Raw genomic sequence first — 16,480 nt, 5'->3', positions numbered from 1 at the left:
ATGTCGATCGTTCTGGATATCAAAAAGCGCTATCCCGGGTTTACGCTCGATATGCAGCTTGAGGCTGGAGAGGAGCGCGTGGCGCTGCTGGGCGCCTCGGGGTGCGGCAAGAGCTGTACGCTACGCTGCATTGCCGGTGTGGAGACGCCCGACGAGGGCAAGATCGTCGTCAACGGCGTGACCTTTTTTGATTCGGCGGCGGGCATCAACCTATCGCCCCAGGAGCGTAAATGCGCCCTGCTGTTCCAAAACTATCAGCTGTTTCCCAATATGACGGTGGCCGATAACGTGTGCGCCGGCGTACAGGATGCGGGTGACGTCGCTGCACGCAAAAAGCTCGCCGAGCGCTATCTGGGCATTTTTGGTCTGTCCGATTTTGCCGACCGCTATCCCGCACGCCTCTCGGGTGGTCAGCAGCAGCGCGTGGCGCTTGCGCGCATGGTGGCGGCACACCCGGGCATTTTTATGTTCGACGAGCCCATGAGCGCGCTCGATGCCTACCTTAAGAGCGCGCTCGAGCAGAACATGCTCGACCTGTTCGACGTGTGCAACCGCACCGTGCTCTACGTGAGCCACGATATCGACGAAGCGTGTCGCCTGTGCCAGCGCATTTGCGTGATGCATAACGGGCATGTGGAGGAGATCGGCTCCGTCGAAGATGTGGTCCGCCGGCCGCAAACCTTGGCCGCGCTGCGCTTGACGGGCTGCAAGAACACAAGCCGGGCGTGCAAGATCGGCGACGAAGAAGTTGAGGCTCTCGACTGGGGCATGACCTTTAATGTGGGTCGCGAGGTTCCTGATGATGTGGCGTACCTGGGGATTCGCGCAAGTTACTTCCATGTTGACAACCGTGCCGAGCGGGGTCGTAACAGCTACGACTTACACGTGGCCCGGGTGAGCGATTCGCGCTTTGAGCGGCTGGTGCTGTTGGACGTGCCACGTGTCGATGCACCCACGCGTCTGCAGTGGAAGGTCAACAAGGTGAGCGTGGCTTTCGACGAGCTGCCGCAGGCCGACGAGACCTTGCGCATGCATTTTGATGCGAGCAGGATTCATTTGGTTTGTCGATAGCGCCGGGTAATGCCGTCGGGGATATAGGCCTCGGCGGCTTCGTCTTGCCGTTCGCCGAATGAGGGATGACAAACTCCTATCAATCAAGATAATTATTTATTAAACGACGGCACACGATGCTGTCGTACGAATGTCAACGGTGTTCGCATGGTCGATGACCGTTGATATAGTTGACCTTAACTTGTAAAGGAGGGTGCGCGCATGCCACAGACGACATACATTCGCCGCGTTGCCGCGCGTGCCCTATATATCGCTCGGAGCCGCATATGAGCAGGTATGTTCACGGCTCCGGGAGAGACGACGCACAACTAAATAGTCAACCGCAAAGCAGGTTCCCCAAAATTCCGGGTTTGAGCACGGCAGGGCAATCGCCGCCCGTCGTGCACCGATACCGCTGTTATCCGTTTTTGGTTCGAGAGGGGAACCGTCATGGCTGAAGAATTCGATTTCCATCCGATGTGGGAGAGCCTCGGCATGAATCTTGCCGACCACGACATGCTGCTGGGCGCCGTGGGCCAGATGTACGGCGATATGTTCTTGACGCAGAACAATCGCCCCAAGTCCACGTCCTACCTGGACTTTGTGGCCACCAACATCCACAGCGGCCGTATTAAGGAGATGCTCGACAAGAAGGAGGCCGGCGAGGCCACCAAGATCGTGGGCTCGTTCTGCGTGTACGTGCCCGAGGAGATCGTGCTTGCCTGTGACGGCATTCCCGTTGGTCTGTGCTCGGGCGCCGATTGGGCAACGGATAAGGTCGAGGAGCATCTGCCGCGCAACACCTGCCCGCTTATCAAGAGCTTTGCCGGCTTTAAGCTGGGCGAGGTCTGCCCCTACATTGAGTCGAGTGACTTGGTGGTAGGCGAGAACACCTGCGATGGCAAGAAGAAAGCCTACGAGTTTTTTGCCACGCAAAAGAACATGTACGTCATGGATATTCCCAACGTACACGACGAGTCAACGCTCGTGACCTGGAAGGCCGAGGTCAAGAAGCTCGCCGCCAAGATCGAGGAAGAGTGCGGCGTCACGATTACGCCTGAGCGTCTGAAGGCCGCCATCCACGCCGTCAATGAGAAGCGTCGCGCCCTGCAGCGCCTCGCTGCCACGCGCGCTGCCGACCCTGCGCCCATCAGCGGTCTTGACAGCCTGCTGACCGTTCAGGCCGCCTTTATGGACGACACGCCACGTCTGACCGGAGCCATTAACGATATGGCGGCTGAGTGCGAGCAGCGTGTCGAGGCCGGCGAGGGCGTGGCGCCCAAGGGGACCAAGCGCATTCTGTACACCGGCACGCCCATGGCCGTGCCCAACTGGAAGCTGTTCAACCTTATCGAGAAAGCCGGCGGCGTTGTGGTAGGCGAGGAGTCCTGCACGGGCTCGCGCTACTACAAGGACCTGGTCGACGAGTCCGGTGAGACGGTGGACGAGATGCTCGATGCCATCGCCGAGCGCTACTTTAAGATCAACTGCGCCGTCTTTACGCCCAACGACCAGCGTATGAAGGACATTGTCCAGATGGCCAAGGACCTGCATGCCGACGGCATCGTCGACGTGGCCCTGCAGTTCTGCACGCTCTATGAGATGGAGTCGTTTGCCGTGGAGAAGGCCGCCGAGGAAGCCGGCATTCCGTTTATGCACATCACGACCGACTACGCCGGTGAGGATGCAGGCCAACTGCAAACCAGGATCGAGGCCTTCTTGGAAACCATTTAGGGCTATCCGTCCCGGCGGCTTTCCCAGGCACCCGATCTTGCCGTTCAAACCGTCGCTTGCGTGCGAAAGTACGCGGCGCGCCTCTTTCACGGCAACCTCGGGCACCTGGGAAAGCCGCTTCCTTGGTTGGTTAAAAGGTTTAGGAGTTATATGTCGGAAAATATTGAGCAGCCGTTGCCCAGCACGTTTGAGGAGTTCAACGAGCAGCGCAAGGCCGCGTTTATTCGCGTTAAGGATTATAAGCAGGCGGGCAATCGCCTGGTCGGCTTTTTGTGCAGCTATACGCCGCTCGAGATTATCGATGCCGCGGGGGCCGCAAGTGTCGCTCTGTGCGGTACGTCCGATGAGGTGATCCCCGAGGCCGAGAAAGTGCTGCCGGCAAATCTGTGTCCGCTCATCAAATCGACGTACGGCTTTGCCTACTCGCAAAAGTGCCCGTTTACGTACTTTAGCGACATGATCATCGGTGAGACCACCTGCGACGGCAAGAAGAAGATGTACGAGCTCTTAAACGAGCTTAAGCGCACGCACATTCTGCATCTTCCGCAGGGTCGCGACCGCGCCTACGAGCGCGAGGGCTGGTACGAGGAGTGCCGCCTGCTCAAGGAGGAACTCGAGGGCTTCTACGGCATCACGATTACCGACGATGACCTGCGCGCTGCCGTCCGTCGTCGCAACCGTTTGCGTGCGGCTCAGCTCGAGATGTTTGCGCTGCAGGCCAACCAGCCGGCGGCCATGAGCGGCGTCGACCTGATGAGCACCATGTTCGCTGGTACGTTCAGCTTTGATATCGAGGCCTATACGCAGCAACTGGAGCAAAAGGTTGCCAAGCTGCGCGAGGCCTACGACGCGGGCGAGCGCCCGGTTGCGGCGGATGCCAAGCGCATCCTGATCACCGGCTGCCCCGTGGGCGGCGTGATCAACAAGATCGGTCGCACCATCGAGTCCAACGGCGGCGTGGTCGTGTGTATGGATGACTGCTCGGGTGAGCGCACGGCGGCCATGATGGTCGACCCGGATGCGCCCGACATCCTGCGTGCGATCGCCGACCGCTACCTGGATATCAACTGCTCGGTTATGACGCCCAACGACGGTCGTATGGAGAACACGCTGGCCATGTGCGAGAAGTATCACGTCGATGGCGTAGTGGAGAGCGTGCTCCAGGCGTGCCACACCTTTAACGTGGAGAGTGCACGCATGCAGGAGGCCGTCGAGGGTGCGGGTATTCCGTATATGAAGATCGAGACCGACTACAGCAACGGCGACATGGGCCAGATTGAGACCCGCATCGCTGCCTTCATCGAGACCCTCTAGCTTCCTCAGGCACCGGATCTTGCCCCTCAAACCGTCGCTTGCGTACCAAAGTACGCTGCGCTCCTCTTTCGGGGCAACCTCCGGCACCTGAGAAACCTAGAGCTAAGGCGCCTGAATGCGCCGCTGTCTTTGATGTTTGGATTAGGAGAGAGCCATGATAGGGATCGGGATCGATATCGGGTCTACGGCGGCTAAGGCTGCTGTGGTCGATGGCGCGGGTTCGGTGACGTGGACGTGCGTGCAGCCAACCGGGTTCTCCTCGGTCGATGCGGCCGAGCGTCTGCGCGGTGAGCTCGCCGCAGCCGGCTATGACGTGGCGGGCGACGATGCTCGCGTGGTCGCGACTGGCTACGGCCGTGTCGCCGTGCCCTATGCGCATAAGGTCGTGACCGAGATTACCTGCCACGGTACCGGTGCCGTGCACCTGTTTGGCGATCACGGCACGGTGATTGACGTGGGCGGCCAGGACACCAAGGTCATTCAGCTTAAAAGTGGCCGCGTGGCCAAGTTTGCCATGAACGACAAGTGCGCCGCCGGCACGGGGCGCTTTTTGGAGATCATGGCCGACCGCCTAGGCATTTCCCAGCAGCAGATGGCAGACCTCGCCCGCACCGGCGAGCCTACCAAGATCAGCAGCATGTGCACGGTGTTTGCCGAAAGCGAGGTTATCAGCCTGATCGGTCGCGGTGAGCCGCGCGAGAACATTGCGCGTGGCGTGATCGATAGCGTGGTCTCGCGCGTGGCGACCATGGCCGGGCAGGCCGCGGGCGCCCCGTACTACCTGACCGGTGGCCTGTGCGAGAACGCCTTCGTGGTGGAGCGGCTGGCAGCGCTGCTGGGGTCGCCGGTCACCACCTCGCCCCAGGCCCGCTTTGCCGGTGCCATCGGTGCGGCGATTCGCGCACAGGCGCTCAATTAATGCATCCGCTGCAGGCTCGCATTCATGCGTATACTGGGAGAAAATGATTGACCGATGAGAGGAGGTATCGATGGCTGACGATCAGATTAAGCTCACGTCTATGACTGCCGCGAGCGGTTGAGCCGCTAAGTTGGCTCCCGGAGCCCTCGCCCAGGTCCTGGGCGACTTACCCAATGTGCATAACGACAACCTGCTCGTGGGGTTCGATACCTCCGACGATGCGAGCGTTTTCCGCGTTGGCGAGAACTTGGGTCTCGTGCAGTCCATCGACTTCTTCCCGCCGATGGTCGACGATCCCTATCTGTTCGGCCAGATCGCCGCGGCCAACTCGCTGTCGGACATCTACGCCATGGGCGGGCGGCCGAGCCATGCCATGAACTTGCTGTGCATTCCCAATTGCCTGGGCGTTGAGGTTGCCGGGCAGATTCTGGCGGGTGGCGCCGACAAGTGCGTCGAGGCCGGCTGCTCCATCGCGGGCGGTCATACCATCAACGACGACGAGCCCAAGTATGGCCTGTCCGTGAGCGGCTTTGTCGCGCTCGACCGCATGCTCGCCAACAGCGGCGCGCACGTGGGCGATGTTCTGCTGCTGACCAAGGCGGTCGGCTCGGGCATCATCACCACGGCCATTAAGGGCGAGCTCATCGAGCAGGACGAGGCCGCAGCCATGTTTGACTCGATGCGCACCCTCAACGAGGCGCCGATTCGTCTGGCCGAGGGACTTGAGCTTCACGGCTGCACCGATGTCACGGGTTTTGGCTTGATCGGGCACGCGTGCGAGATGGCCGAGGGCTCGGGTGTGCAGATCGAGCTTACGTCGGGGGCGGTGCCGCTCTTTGATCAGGTGCTCGACATGGCACGTCTGGGCATTATCCCCGCGGGTTCCTACCGCAACCAGGACTTCTTTGGCCCGCGTGTGGCTGCCGACGAGGACCTGGAGCCGGGTATGTTAGATGCGCTGTACGATCCGCAGACCTCGGGTGGTTTGCTCATCGCGGCGCCTGCTGCCGATGTGGATGAGCTCGCGCACCGTCTGCATGCTGAGGATCGCATCGCTGCCGTTATCGGTCGCGTATGCGAGGCGGTGCCGGGCGGTCCTGCCGTTCGTGTTGTTCATTAAGGAAAACCGTTTATGCGACCGTCCGTTGTTCTGGGCGGTCCCTTTTGAAAGGAAAAACTATGTCTACCAAAATTGAAGTTAATACCATGGGCGATGCCTGCCCGCTGCCCGTCGTCAAGACGCTCAAAGCTCTGAAGCAGCTTGATGGCGAGGGCGCTGTGGTGACCTCGGTCGACAACGAGACCGCCGTCAAGAACATCTCCAAGATGGCGCAGGAGAAAGGCTGCACGGCCTCGGTCGAGAAGGTTTCTGACGCCGAGTGGCACGTGACCGTGGCGACCTCTGGCGCCGTTGCCGTTGCCGATCCCGAGCAAGATGGCGCTGCCTTCTGTGATGCCAGCGCCGGCAAGGGCAAGCTCGTCATTTCCGTCTACACCGACTGCATGGGCCGCGGCGACGACGAGCTGGGCCACAAGCTCATGAAGGCCTTCATCTTTGCCGTGACGCAGCAGGAGGAGCTGCCCGCGACCATGCTGTTCTACAACGGCGGCGCCAAGCTCACCGTCGAGGGCTCGCCGGTACTCGACGACCTGAAGGGGCTGGCTGAGCAGGGCGTCGAAATCCTCACCTGTGGCACCTGCCTCGACCACTATGGCATTAAGGACCAGCTTGCCGTGGGCGAGGTCACGAACATGTATGTGATCGTGGAGAAGATGGAACAGGCCGTGCGCGTCGTGCGCCCGTAGCGTATTGGTTGGAGTTGCCATGAGGGAGAAGCGCCCAGCGCTTGTCATCACGTTTCCCACCACGGCTGCCGCCATGGGCTGCGAGTCCCTGTGCATCGAGCGCGGCCTTCCCGGGCGAACGATTCCCGTGCCCGGGGAGGTCGCTGCCGGCTGTGGTCTGGCGTGGAAAGCGTTGCCTGCCGATGAGGAGCTGCTGCGCGGCGAACTCGCCGCGGCGGGCGTTCCCACCGAGGGCTATACCGTGATTGATATGTGGGAGGTCGTGCGATGATCTACCTGGATAACGCGGCGACGACCATGCACAAGCCGCAGACGGTCATCGATGCCGTGACGCAGGCGATGTGCTCGCTCGGCAATGCCGGGCGCGGCGCCACGTCGGGTGCCCTCGATGCCGCTCGTACGATTCACGCTTGCCGTGCCAAGCTCGCGCGCCTTTTAGGTTGCCCGAGGGCGGACCATGTGTGCTTTACGTCCAACTCTACGGCGGCGCTCAACACCGCCATCTGTGGCGTGGTGCGCCCCGGCGACCGCGTGGTCACGACGGTGCTCGAGCACAACTCCGTGCTGCGTCCGCTCAACCGCCTGGCAGCGGAGCGGGGTGTGACCGTTGAGCATGCGGGCTGTGACGTAAGCGGCGTGCTCGACTATGACGAGCTCGAGCGGCTGGTCACGCCCGGTACGCGTGCCGTGGTGGTGACGCATGCCTCTAATGTGACCGGCAACGCGGTCGACATTGCGCGCGTGGCGGCCTTGGCACATGCCGCGGGTGCGCTTGTGATCGTCGATGCCTCGCAGTCTGCCGGTACGGCGCATATCGATATGCAGGCCATGGGGCTCGACGTGGTGTGCTTTACCGGCCACAAGGGGCTCATGGGCCCGCAGGGCACCGGCGGCCTGGCCGTGGCGGAGGGCGTCGACGTGGCGCCCTGGGCCATGGGCGGCACGGGCGTGCACAGCTTCGATGCGTTACAGCCCATGGAGTGGCCCACGCGGCTCGAGGCGGGCACGCTCAACGGTCACGGCATAGCGGGCCTTTCCGCAGGCCTTGATTTTATCGAGGCACAAGGCGGGGTGGAGACGATTGCAGCTCACGAACGCGCACTCGCCGAACGTTTCCTCTCCGGCGCTCGCGAAATCCCCAGCATTGTACTTTACGGTGCGTTTGACCAACCTGCGCGCTCGGCGATCGTGTCGCTCAACGTGGGCGATATCGACTCTGCCGAGATCTCGGACGCGCTCATGCAAGGGTGGGGGATTGCGACGCGCTCCGGTGCCCATTGCGCTCCGCTCATGCACCGCGCGTTAGGTACCGAGCGCCAGGGTGTCGTCCGCTTCTCGTTTGGGTATTTCAACACGACCGAAGAAGTCGACACGGCTATCGATGCTCTGCGCAATTTAGTCTGCTAAAGCTGCTGGACCGTTTATACTTGCGGGACGGGTATTTTGCCCGTCCCGTTTTTGTTTCGACCCGAAAGGTGTGCCTATGCCCTCATCTGCACCGCGCGGTCTGCGCTCCGACCATGTCGTCACCGTCGGCATCGCCCTGTTCTCGATGCTCTTTGGCGCCGGCAACCTTATTATCCCGCCGCTGCTGGCGCTGCAGGCAGGCTCTGCCACGCCGGTTGCCATGCTTGGCTTTCTCATTGCCGCCATCGGCCTGCCCGTCATGGGCTTTATCGCCGTTGCGCTTGCCGGAACGGCGCGCGAGCTTGCCGGCCGCGTGCACCCCAAGTTTGGCGAGTTCTTTGTTGCGGCGGTGTATCTGGCCATTGGCCCGTGCCTGGCCATTCCGCGCACGAGCTCCACGGCCTTCGAGATGCTGGTGCCGCTGCTGCCCGAGGGCGTCTCGCTCAGCACGGCACGCCTGGTGTTTGCCGTTGGATTCTTTATCATCGCGTTTGCGCTCACGCTGCGCCCCGGCGTCATCACGCGCGTGCTCGGCCGCATTACGGGCCCCGCGCTCATTGCCCTTATCGTATTGGTCGTGGGTGCCGCTGTGGTCTCGCCGCTGGGCTCCGCTGCCGCGCCGCAGGCTCCCTATAATGCTGGCGCTGCCGTACAGGGCTTTTTGACCGGCTATCAGACCATGGACCTGCTCGCGTCGCTCGCCTTTGGCATCATCATCGCCGAGACCATCCACGAGCTGGGTGTTACCGATGACAAGCGCGTTGCCTTCGAGATTTCGCGCTCCGGCGTGATCGCCGGTGTGCTCATGGCCATCATCTACTGCGGCTTGGGCCTTGCCGGCGCGCAGCTCAGCACCGTGATGCCCGATGCCACCAACGGTGCCGCCATCCTCGCCCGTTCCGCCTCTATGCACTTTGGCCTCGCCGGCACGGTCGTGGTCTTTGCGATCTTCTTCCTTGCTTGCATGAACGTGTGCATCGGCCTTATCAGCTGCTGTTCGCGCTATTTCTGCGAGACGTATGTGGTCAAAGGGGGAGCGGAGGCTTCCGAGGAGGCCATGCGCCGCCCCTTTGCGGCTCTCGCCTTTGTGTTCGCGGCGTTTTCGTGCGTGCTTTCCAACGTGGGCCTCGACGTGATTCTTATGTTCTCGGTGCCCATGCTCAACGCCCTGTACCCCGTCGCCATCGTGCTGGTGCTTATGGGTCTGGTGCACGGTTTTTGCGACGCGCATCCGCAGGTGTGGGTCTGGGTCGGCGGCGTTGTCGCAGTGCAGAGCGTGATTACCTCGGTCCGCGACGCGTTCTTTGCGGGCGCGTGGCTGCCGTTCGATGCGTTGCCGCTGGCGGATATCGGTGCCGCGTGGGCGCCGGTTGCCGTGGTTGCCTTTGTGATCGGTCTGCTCCATAGTCGTTTTGTCGCACATTCGAGGAGCTAAGGCATCAATGCTTGCACAGGCGGGGAGTCTCCCCTATAATTTCCTTCGCTTTGGGACACGCAAGGTTTAGACCTTAGCTGCTCAACACCTTCGGGACGTGGCGCAGTTTGGTAGCGCGCCTGCTTTGGGAGCAGGATGTCGCAGGTTCAAATCCTGTCGTCCCGACCATATCTTGCGGGCGTAGTTCAATGGTAGAACCCCAGCCTTCCAAGCTGATGACGCGGGTTCGATTCCCGTCGCCCGCTCCATAAGATTGGCTAACGGCTTTGACCCCTTTTGGGACCAAAGCCGTTTTCGTAAACGTGTCGGGTGACGGGGATCGAACCCGCCAGGGTGCGAAGCTGAGAAAATGCGTGAGCATTTTCCAGCGCAGCACGCAAGGGCCGAAGGCCCGCAGCGAAACAAGGATTTGTGAAGCAAATCCTTGGACTTCCCGTCGCCCGCTCCATGTAATTTGCAGGTCAGAGGTACGTTTACTTCTGACCTTTTTTGTTTTTGACCATCCGTCGCGGGACACATCCATTGGCAATGCCGGTCCCAAGTCGTAAGAAAGAAGTGGTTGCTATGGCACAGAGCAAGGTAGAATATCCCACCCCCGATTGCCTGGCACCTGCCGCGATCGAGGCCAAGACCGAGGCCGCCGGCGTTACCAAGGCCAACCTGCCGGTCTCGAAGACCTTTTTGCTCGCCATGTTCGCCGGCGCGTTCATCGCCTTCGGTGGCCTGTTCTTCACGGTCTTTCTGAGCGATGCGACCCTCGGTTGGGGCGTTCAGCGCTTATTGGGTGGTCTTTGTTTTTGCCTGGGGCTGGTGCTCGTGCTCATTTGCGGCGCGGAGCTGTTTACCGGTAACTCGCTGATGGTCTGCGCGCTTAAGAGCAAAAAGATCACGCTCGTCAAGATGCTCAAGGCCTGGGCCATTGTGTGGATCGGCAACTTTGTCGGTGCCCTGTTCGTTGTCTTTTTGATTTACATGGCAGCCATTTACAAGCTCAACGGCGAGGCGGTCGCCAACACCATGGTGAGCGTCGCCGCCGGTAAGGTTGCGATCGATGCCGTCACCATCTTCTTTCGCGGTATCCTGTGCAACATCTTTGTGTGCCTGGCCGTATGGACCGGTACCGCCGGCAAGACTGTGGTCGACAAGGTCGTGGGTATTCTGCTGCCCATTGCCGCCTTTGTTGCCTGCGGGTTTGAGCACTGTGTCGCCAACATGTACTTTTTGCCCATGGGTATTTTGATGCGCTCCTGCGGCTATGGAGCCGATGTCTCCGGCGCCGACGCTCTTAACGCGGCGGGCGTGGCGCTCAACCTTTCGGTCGCCACACTCGGCAATATTGTGGGCGGCGCCCTGATCGTGGCGCTGGGCTACTGGTTTATCTACGCCAACAAGGAGGCCTAAAGGTCCCAAGCCATAACCGACCAAAAGGGACAGGTTTATTTTGGCAGGTTTTGGACGAGGCGCTGCGCCGCCTTGCCACGAGCTGCCATAATGGACCTGTCCCTTTTGCGTGCGCGTCGTCATTGTTTGGCAAATGACGACCATGGGGGACCTGCTATTTATTGAATATGTCGAAAGGCTTTCCATGAGCGACTGCGAATCCATGCCCGCCGAGGTGCGCGACCGCCTGCGCTCCATTCCCGCCGTTCATGAGCTGCTGTCCGAGTGGCCGGTCATGAAGGCCGCCGGCGATGCGGGCGACACGATCGTGCGCGAGGCGATTGATGTTGAGCTCGATGCCGAGCGCGCGGCGATTCGCTCCGGCGCCCCCGCAAGGAACAAGCGCGAGCTCGCCCTGGCCATCGAGCGGCGGTGCCACCGCCTGTCGCTGCCGGCCCTGCGTCCCGCCGTCAACGCGACGGGCGTTGTGATTCACACCAATCTGGGCCGTGCTCCGCTCGCTCCCGCAGCGGTGCAGGCGGTGACCGACGTTGCCCGCAGCTACAGCACGCTCGAGTATGACGTCGCGACTTGCGCTCGCGGGGGCCGTAAGGAACATGCCGCGCGCCTGCTGCGCACACTCACGGGGGCGCAGGACGCCTTGGTTGTCAACAATAATGCCGCGGCGGTGCTGCTGGTGCTTGCGGCCCATGCGGCTGGTAAAGAGGTCATCGTGAGCCGCGGCGAGCTTGTCGAGGTGGGCGGGAGCTTCCGCATCCCCGACATCATGGCAGCCTCGGGTGCCAAGCTTGTCGAGGTGGGCTCCACCAACCGCACGCATCTGGACGATTACCGAAGCGCCATTACGCCCAACACGGCGATGATCCTGAAAGTTCATCCTTCAAACTACCGTATCGAGGGCTTCCACGAGGAGGTTTCGGCGGCGGAGCTTTCTGCGCTGGCGCATGAACACGGCCTTTTGCTTTACGAGGACCAAGGCTCGGGCGCTTTGCTTGCAGATGGGGTGCTCGCCGATGCGGGGGAGAGACCCACGTCCGCCTCGCTTTGCGCCGGCGTCGACGTTGTCTCGTGCTCGGGGGACAAACTGCTCGGTGCTTCGCAGGCGGGCATTATCCTCGGCAGCGCCCAGGCGATCGCCGCCTGCGCCTCTCATCCGCTTATGCGCGCGCTTCGCCCCGGCAAGCTCACGCTCGCGGCGCTCGAGGCCACTTTGCGCTTGTATGTGACCGGTCCCGATACGGCACAGCGGGAGATCCCGGTGCTCAACATGCTTTCCGCCGCGCCGGCTCCGCTCGAGCGTCAGGCCAAGCGCCTGCGCGACCGCATGCTGCGCAAGCTTCGTGAGGCTCAGTGCGAAGAGGTCGTGGAGCTGCAGGTTGTCGAGGGAGCCTCTGCCCCCGGCGGCGGGTCGCTGCCGACCGTCGAGCTCCCAACATTTTGCGTTGCCGTCTGTCCCGTCGATGGGCGCCTATCCGCCGATGGCCTAAAGCGAGCCTTGGTTCAGGAGCCCGATACGCCGGTTGTGACGCGTGTGCGCCACGACCAGGTGCTGTTTGACGTTCGCACGCTTTTGCGCGACACCGACCTTGACCTGTGTGCGTCGGCGCTGGCGGATGCCGTGCGGGCAGGTTTGCGTCGATGACTACGCGTGAGCTTGTCGAATGTCCCGTTGTCGTTGGAACAGCAGGACACGTCGACCACGGAAAGTCGGCTCTTATCGAGGCGCTGACCGGCAAAAATCCCGACCGTCTGGAGGTCGAACGGCGCCGAGGCATGACCACTGAGCTCGGCTTTGGCGAGCTCGAGCTTCCCAGCGGCAAGCTTGTCGGCTTGGTTGACGTGCCCGGGCATGCGCACTATCTGCGCGCCATGGTGCAGGGCGCCACCGGCGTTGACGTCGCGTTGCTGGTGGTTTCGGCCGTTGAGGGCGTGATGCCGCAGACCCGCGAGCACGTGTACGTGTTGGAGCTGTTGGGCGTGAGGCACCTCGTGGTGGCGCTCACGATGCGCGATCTGGCCGATGACGAGACGGCGGAGCTCGCCGAGCTCGACGTGATGGACTTCCTCAGCGATACCGTCTTTGCCGATGCGCCCGTGGTGCCTGTTTCCTCGCGCACGGGCGTGGGCATCGAGGACGTTCGCCTTGCCCTCGATGCCGCCATCGACTCTTTCCTGGCCGATGCCGCATCCCGCCCGGTGCGCCCCGGTCTGGCCCCGCGCCTGCCCATCGACCGCTGCTTCACCATCAAGGGATCCGGGACGGTCGTCACGGGCACGCTTCACGATGCCCCCGTAGCGGTGGGCGACGAGCTCGTCTCATGTCCCGCGGGCGTGCGCTGCCGCGTGCGCGCGATTCAGGTGCATGGTGATACTCCTCGGGCGTTGCCCGGACAGCGCGCGGCGCTCAACATCGTGGGCGACGGTGCGGGCGACCTTCCGCGTGGCGAGGTCCTCTGCGGGTCTGGTGCCGAGGGCTCGACGCTCAGGCTCATCGCCCGCTTCACGTATCTGGGGCGCGAGGGCACCAAGCCCGCGCCCTTCGAGTCCGGTACGCGCGTGCATGTGATGGCGGGCACGGCGGAGGTCCTCGGCCGAATCATGCTCATGGAGGGTGAGGGTCCTATTGAGGCTGGCGAGACCCGCATCGTGCAGGTCCGTCTGGAGGAGCGCCTTCCCGTGCGATCGGGCGACGGCCTCATTGTGCTCGCGTTCTCGCCGGTGGTGCTTATCGGCGGCGGTCGTGTTCTTCTTTCGCGGTGTCGCCGCTCGCGCGTCCTCTCCGCGGGCGAGTGCGCGCTGCTCGGGGCCCTGGATGCCGACGACCGCGCCGCCGCCGTTGCCGCATGGTTGGGGCTGCAGCGCCTGCCCGTGCCTGCCGCGGCCGCAGCCCGTGCTCTCGATCTTTCGGGTGCCGAGGCGGCTGCGCTCCTGCACGGGGCGGTTTCCTCGGGTGACGCCGTGGCGCTTCGTGCCGAGCGCTCGACCGAGGAGCTCTATGCCGCCCCCGCTGTGCTCGATGCCGCCCTCGCCACGCTCTCCGTCACGCTGGCCGCCATGCACGGGGCCGCGCCCAAGCAGACGGGTTTCACGCCGGGCGAGGTCGCGCATGCCGCCTGGCCGACAGCGGGCGAAGACGTCGCGTCCGCGCTCGTTCTCGAGGGCTGTGCGCGCGGCGTGTGCACCGTCGACGGTGCCGAGGTGTTCGACCCGCACTCTGCCGCTGCGGCGATACGTGTGGTGCGCGAGGCGAGCCAGCGCATCGTGGCCGCCCTCGACGAGGCGGGTCTCGGTGCGGCGACGCTGCCCGAGGTGGGTGAGCGTCTGCAGCTCGATCGCGACACCATGACGCGTGCCCTGCGCGAGCTTTCGCTCAACCGCGCGATCGTTAAGATCGAACGCGACGTTGCCCTGTCCGCCGCCGCGGATGCTCATGCGCACGAGCTTGTTGCCGCCGCTATCGAGGCTGCCGGCGGTGCTGCCACTACGAGCGTACTGCGCGAGGCCCTGGGCGTGTCGCGCAAACGAGCCATTAGCATCTTGGAGCACCTGGATGCGGTGCGCTTTACGACGCACGACAAGGATGCCGGCGGCCTAAGATCGCTGCGCTAGGGGTCGTCGTATTGCTAGTTTGGTAAAATACCGCCATGTTTGGGAGCGGATGGGCTCCGGTGGGCCCCGCGGTCCTCAAAACCGTTGCGAGGCGTGCAAAACGTCTTGGATGTGTTCGATTCACATACGTTCCCGCCAACGCATCTTGCCAAAACCACCACAAAGGTGCCTGTCCCCTTTGTGGTGGTATGGACCATATGGACGAAACAGGTTTGAAACACGGGTTTTGCACGTCAGGCACTCAAAAACGCTTCTACCTGCATCGTAATCAAAACGAAACATCCGCTCGTCGGCTTATGCGAAACTTTCCCGCAACAGTGCGATATTATCCATACTCGATAAAGTTCGCGGCGCATAGGGTGCCGCGACCGACATTTTTCGTTTCCCATCATTGGAGGAAGCATGAGCTACACGCAGAAAGTCCTCGAAGAGCTCAAGGCCCGCTATCCCGAGCAGCCTGAGTTCATCCAGGCCGCGACCGAGATCCTCGGCACCATCCAGCCGGCGCTCGACGCCCACCCCGAGTACGAGGAGGCCGCCCTGCTGGAGCGCCTCGTCGAGCCCGAGCGCATCGTCATGTTCCGTGTTCCCTGGGTCGACGACCAGGGCAAGGTTCAGGTCAACCGCGGCTATCGCGTCGAGTTCAACTCTGCTATTGGACCCTACAAGGGCGGCCTGCGCTTTAACCCGACGGTCACTCTGGGCATGCTTAAGTTCCTGGGTCTGGAGCAGATCCTCAAGAACAGCCTGACTACCCTCCCCATGGGCGGCGGCAAGGGCGGCTCCGACTTTGACCCCAAGGGCAAGTCCAACAACGAGATCATGCACTTCTGCCAGTCTTTCATGACCGAACTCTATCGCCACATCGGCCCCAACACCGACGTTCCCGCTGGCGACCTGGGCGTTGGCGGCCGTGAGGTTGCCTACATGTTCGGTCAGTACAAGCGCCTGACCAACGAGTGGACCGGCGTCCTCACCGGCAAGGGCCTCTCCTTTGGCGGCTCGCTCGCCCGTACTGAGGCCACCGGCTACGGTTTGGTCTACTTTGTGGATGAGTACCTCAAGAGCCGCGGCGACTCCTTCGAGGGCAAGAACGTCGTCGTTCATGGCTCCGGCAACGTCGCCATCTACGCCGTCCAGAAGGTCTCCCAGCTCGGCGGCAAGGTGCTGGCCTGCTCCGATACTCACGGCTGGGTCGAGGATCCCGACGGCATCGATTACACCGTGCTCGAGCACATCTACAACAAGAAGCGCTCCGGCCACGACAAGGGCGTTACGCTCGCTATGTACGTTGACGAGAAGCCCAACGCCGTGTGGCACGAGGGCGACGGCCGTGGCGTTTGGCAGCTGCCCTGCGACATCGCGTTGCCCTGCGCTCGCGAGAACACGCTGCTGCTCGAGGACGCCCAGGCGCTCGTCGCCAACGGCTGCAAGGTGGTCGGCGAGGGCGCGAACATGCCCACGACCATCGAGGCCACGACCTACTTCCAGGAGAACGGCGTCGCCTTTATGCCCGGCAAGGCTGCCAACGCCGGCGGCGTGCTCGTGTCCGGCCTGGAGATGAGCCAGAACGCCGAGCACCTGTCCTGGACCTTTGAGGAGGTCGACGGCAAGCTCGAGCAGCTCATGCGCGGCATGTTCCACAACGTGGACGACACCGCCAAGGAGTATGGCCAGGAGGGCAACTTTGTCATGGGCGCCAACATCGCCGGCTTCCTGAAGGTCGCCGACGCCATGCTCGCTCAGGGCGTCTGCTAAATCCAGCTCGACATAGCAACTGATGAGGCTCCCAGCATTTGTGCCGG

13 protein-coding genes and 3 tRNA genes are annotated in these 16,480 nt (G+C 62.5%); all 16 read left to right on the top strand.

Features of this window, described 5'->3' with window-relative positions; translation table 11 throughout:
* A complete protein-coding gene (locus DW136_RS02040; RefSeq protein ID WP_117715984.1) occupies nt 1-1,071 on the top strand; it encodes a sulfate/molybdate ABC transporter ATP-binding protein in 1,071 nt (356 codons plus the stop codon).
* Between the two features lie 429 nt (nt 1,072-1,500).
* Nucleotides 1,501-2,784, top strand: coding sequence for a double-cubane-cluster-containing anaerobic reductase (locus DW136_RS02035; RefSeq protein ID WP_117584066.1), 1,284 nt, complete (start codon nt 1,501-1,503; stop codon nt 2,782-2,784).
* A 150-nt stretch (nt 2,785-2,934) separates the two neighbouring features.
* The gene (locus DW136_RS02030; RefSeq protein ID WP_117790619.1) at nt 2,935-4,098 is read left to right on the top strand and encodes a double-cubane-cluster-containing anaerobic reductase; all 1,164 of its coding nucleotides are present in this window, start codon (nt 2,935-2,937) and stop codon (nt 4,096-4,098) included.
* Between the two features lie 154 nt (nt 4,099-4,252).
* Complete coding sequence (locus DW136_RS02025; protein WP_117715986.1) at nt 4,253-5,017, top strand: acyl-CoA dehydratase activase; 765 nt, start codon at nt 4,253-4,255, stop codon at nt 5,015-5,017.
* A 70-nt stretch (nt 5,018-5,087) separates the two neighbouring features.
* Complete coding sequence (selD, locus tag DW136_RS02020; RefSeq protein ID WP_117790620.1) at nt 5,088-6,137, top strand: selenide, water dikinase SelD; 1,050 nt, start codon at nt 5,088-5,090, stop codon at nt 6,135-6,137.
* A gap of 59 nt (nt 6,138-6,196) precedes the next feature.
* On the top strand, nt 6,197-6,823 hold the full coding sequence (gene yedF / locus DW136_RS02015; RefSeq protein WP_117715988.1) for a sulfurtransferase-like selenium metabolism protein YedF: 627 nt from the start codon (nt 6,197-6,199) through the stop codon (nt 6,821-6,823).
* 19 nt (nt 6,824-6,842) lie between these two features.
* Nucleotides 6,843-7,094 carry a DUF3343 domain-containing protein gene (locus DW136_RS02010; protein WP_022095212.1) on the top strand — a complete coding sequence of 84 codons (252 nt, stop codon included), beginning with the start codon at nt 6,843-6,845 and terminating at the stop codon, nt 7,092-7,094.
* Complete coding sequence (locus DW136_RS02005; RefSeq protein ID WP_117715989.1) at nt 7,091-8,230, top strand: aminotransferase class V-fold PLP-dependent enzyme; 1,140 nt, start codon at nt 7,091-7,093, stop codon at nt 8,228-8,230. The genes DW136_RS02010 and DW136_RS02005 overlap by 4 nt, the downstream gene beginning before the upstream one ends.
* Before the next feature lie 76 nt (nt 8,231-8,306).
* The gene (gene brnQ, locus DW136_RS02000) at nt 8,307-9,665 is read left to right on the top strand and encodes a branched-chain amino acid transport system II carrier protein (protein WP_117655109.1); all 1,359 of its coding nucleotides are present in this window, start codon (nt 8,307-8,309) and stop codon (nt 9,663-9,665) included.
* A gap of 91 nt (nt 9,666-9,756) precedes the next feature.
* Nucleotides 9,757-9,833, top strand: a tRNA-Pro gene (locus DW136_RS01995).
* A gap of 6 nt (nt 9,834-9,839) precedes the next feature.
* A tRNA-Gly gene (locus DW136_RS01990) sits at nt 9,840-9,913 on the top strand.
* 316 nt (nt 9,914-10,229) lie between these two features.
* On the top strand, nt 10,230-11,066 hold the full coding sequence (locus tag DW136_RS01985) for a formate/nitrite transporter family protein (protein ID WP_117715990.1): 837 nt from the start codon (nt 10,230-10,232) through the stop codon (nt 11,064-11,066).
* Nucleotides 11,067-11,250: 184 nt separating this feature from the next.
* Nucleotides 11,251-12,708, top strand: coding sequence for an L-seryl-tRNA(Sec) selenium transferase (gene selA, locus DW136_RS01980; RefSeq protein ID WP_158571420.1), 1,458 nt, complete (start codon nt 11,251-11,253; stop codon nt 12,706-12,708).
* Nucleotides 12,705-14,675 carry a selenocysteine-specific translation elongation factor gene (gene selB / locus DW136_RS01975; RefSeq protein ID WP_118288971.1) on the top strand — a complete coding sequence of 657 codons (1,971 nt, stop codon included), beginning with the start codon at nt 12,705-12,707 and terminating at the stop codon, nt 14,673-14,675. The genes selA and selB overlap by 4 nt, the downstream gene beginning before the upstream one ends.
* A 41-nt stretch (nt 14,676-14,716) precedes the next feature.
* A tRNA-Sec gene (locus tag DW136_RS09940) sits at nt 14,717-14,813 on the top strand.
* Nucleotides 14,814-15,077: 264 nt separating this feature from the next.
* Nucleotides 15,078-16,433, top strand: coding sequence for an NADP-specific glutamate dehydrogenase (gdhA, locus tag DW136_RS01970; protein ID WP_118288970.1), 1,356 nt, complete (start codon nt 15,078-15,080; stop codon nt 16,431-16,433).
* Nucleotides 16,434-16,480 lie beyond the last annotated feature (47 nt).

This window comes from Collinsella sp. AM12-1, assembly GCF_003472325.1.
GTDB lineage: Bacteria > Actinomycetota > Coriobacteriia > Coriobacteriales > Coriobacteriaceae > Collinsella.
Note: the sequence above shows the minus strand (reverse complement) of the source record. Positions and strands in the feature narration are given on the sequence as shown.

Excerpts from the sequence above, each read along its gene's own strand:
- DW136_RS02040 (WP_117715984.1), top strand. The coding sequence starts at position 1 with ATGTCGATCGTTCTGGATATCAAAAAGCGCTATCCCGGGTTTACGCTC.
- DW136_RS02035 (WP_117584066.1), top strand. The coding sequence starts at position 1,501 with ATGGCTGAAGAATTCGATTTCCATCCGATGTGGGAGAGCCTCGGCATG.
- DW136_RS02030 (WP_117790619.1), top strand. The coding sequence starts at position 2,935 with ATGTCGGAAAATATTGAGCAGCCGTTGCCCAGCACGTTTGAGGAGTTC.
- DW136_RS02025 (WP_117715986.1), top strand. The coding sequence starts at position 4,253 with ATGATAGGGATCGGGATCGATATCGGGTCTACGGCGGCTAAGGCTGCT.
- yedF (WP_117715988.1), top strand. The coding sequence starts at position 6,197 with ATGTCTACCAAAATTGAAGTTAATACCATGGGCGATGCCTGCCCGCTG.
- DW136_RS02010 (WP_022095212.1), top strand. The coding sequence starts at position 6,843 with ATGAGGGAGAAGCGCCCAGCGCTTGTCATCACGTTTCCCACCACGGCT.
- DW136_RS02005 (WP_117715989.1), top strand. The coding sequence starts at position 7,091 with ATGATCTACCTGGATAACGCGGCGACGACCATGCACAAGCCGCAGACG.
- brnQ (WP_117655109.1), top strand. The coding sequence starts at position 8,307 with ATGCCCTCATCTGCACCGCGCGGTCTGCGCTCCGACCATGTCGTCACC.
- DW136_RS01985 (WP_117715990.1), top strand. The coding sequence starts at position 10,230 with ATGGCACAGAGCAAGGTAGAATATCCCACCCCCGATTGCCTGGCACCT.
- selA (WP_158571420.1), top strand. The coding sequence starts at position 11,251 with ATGAGCGACTGCGAATCCATGCCCGCCGAGGTGCGCGACCGCCTGCGC.
- selB (WP_118288971.1), top strand. The coding sequence starts at position 12,705 with ATGACTACGCGTGAGCTTGTCGAATGTCCCGTTGTCGTTGGAACAGCA.
- gdhA (WP_118288970.1), top strand. The coding sequence starts at position 15,078 with ATGAGCTACACGCAGAAAGTCCTCGAAGAGCTCAAGGCCCGCTATCCC.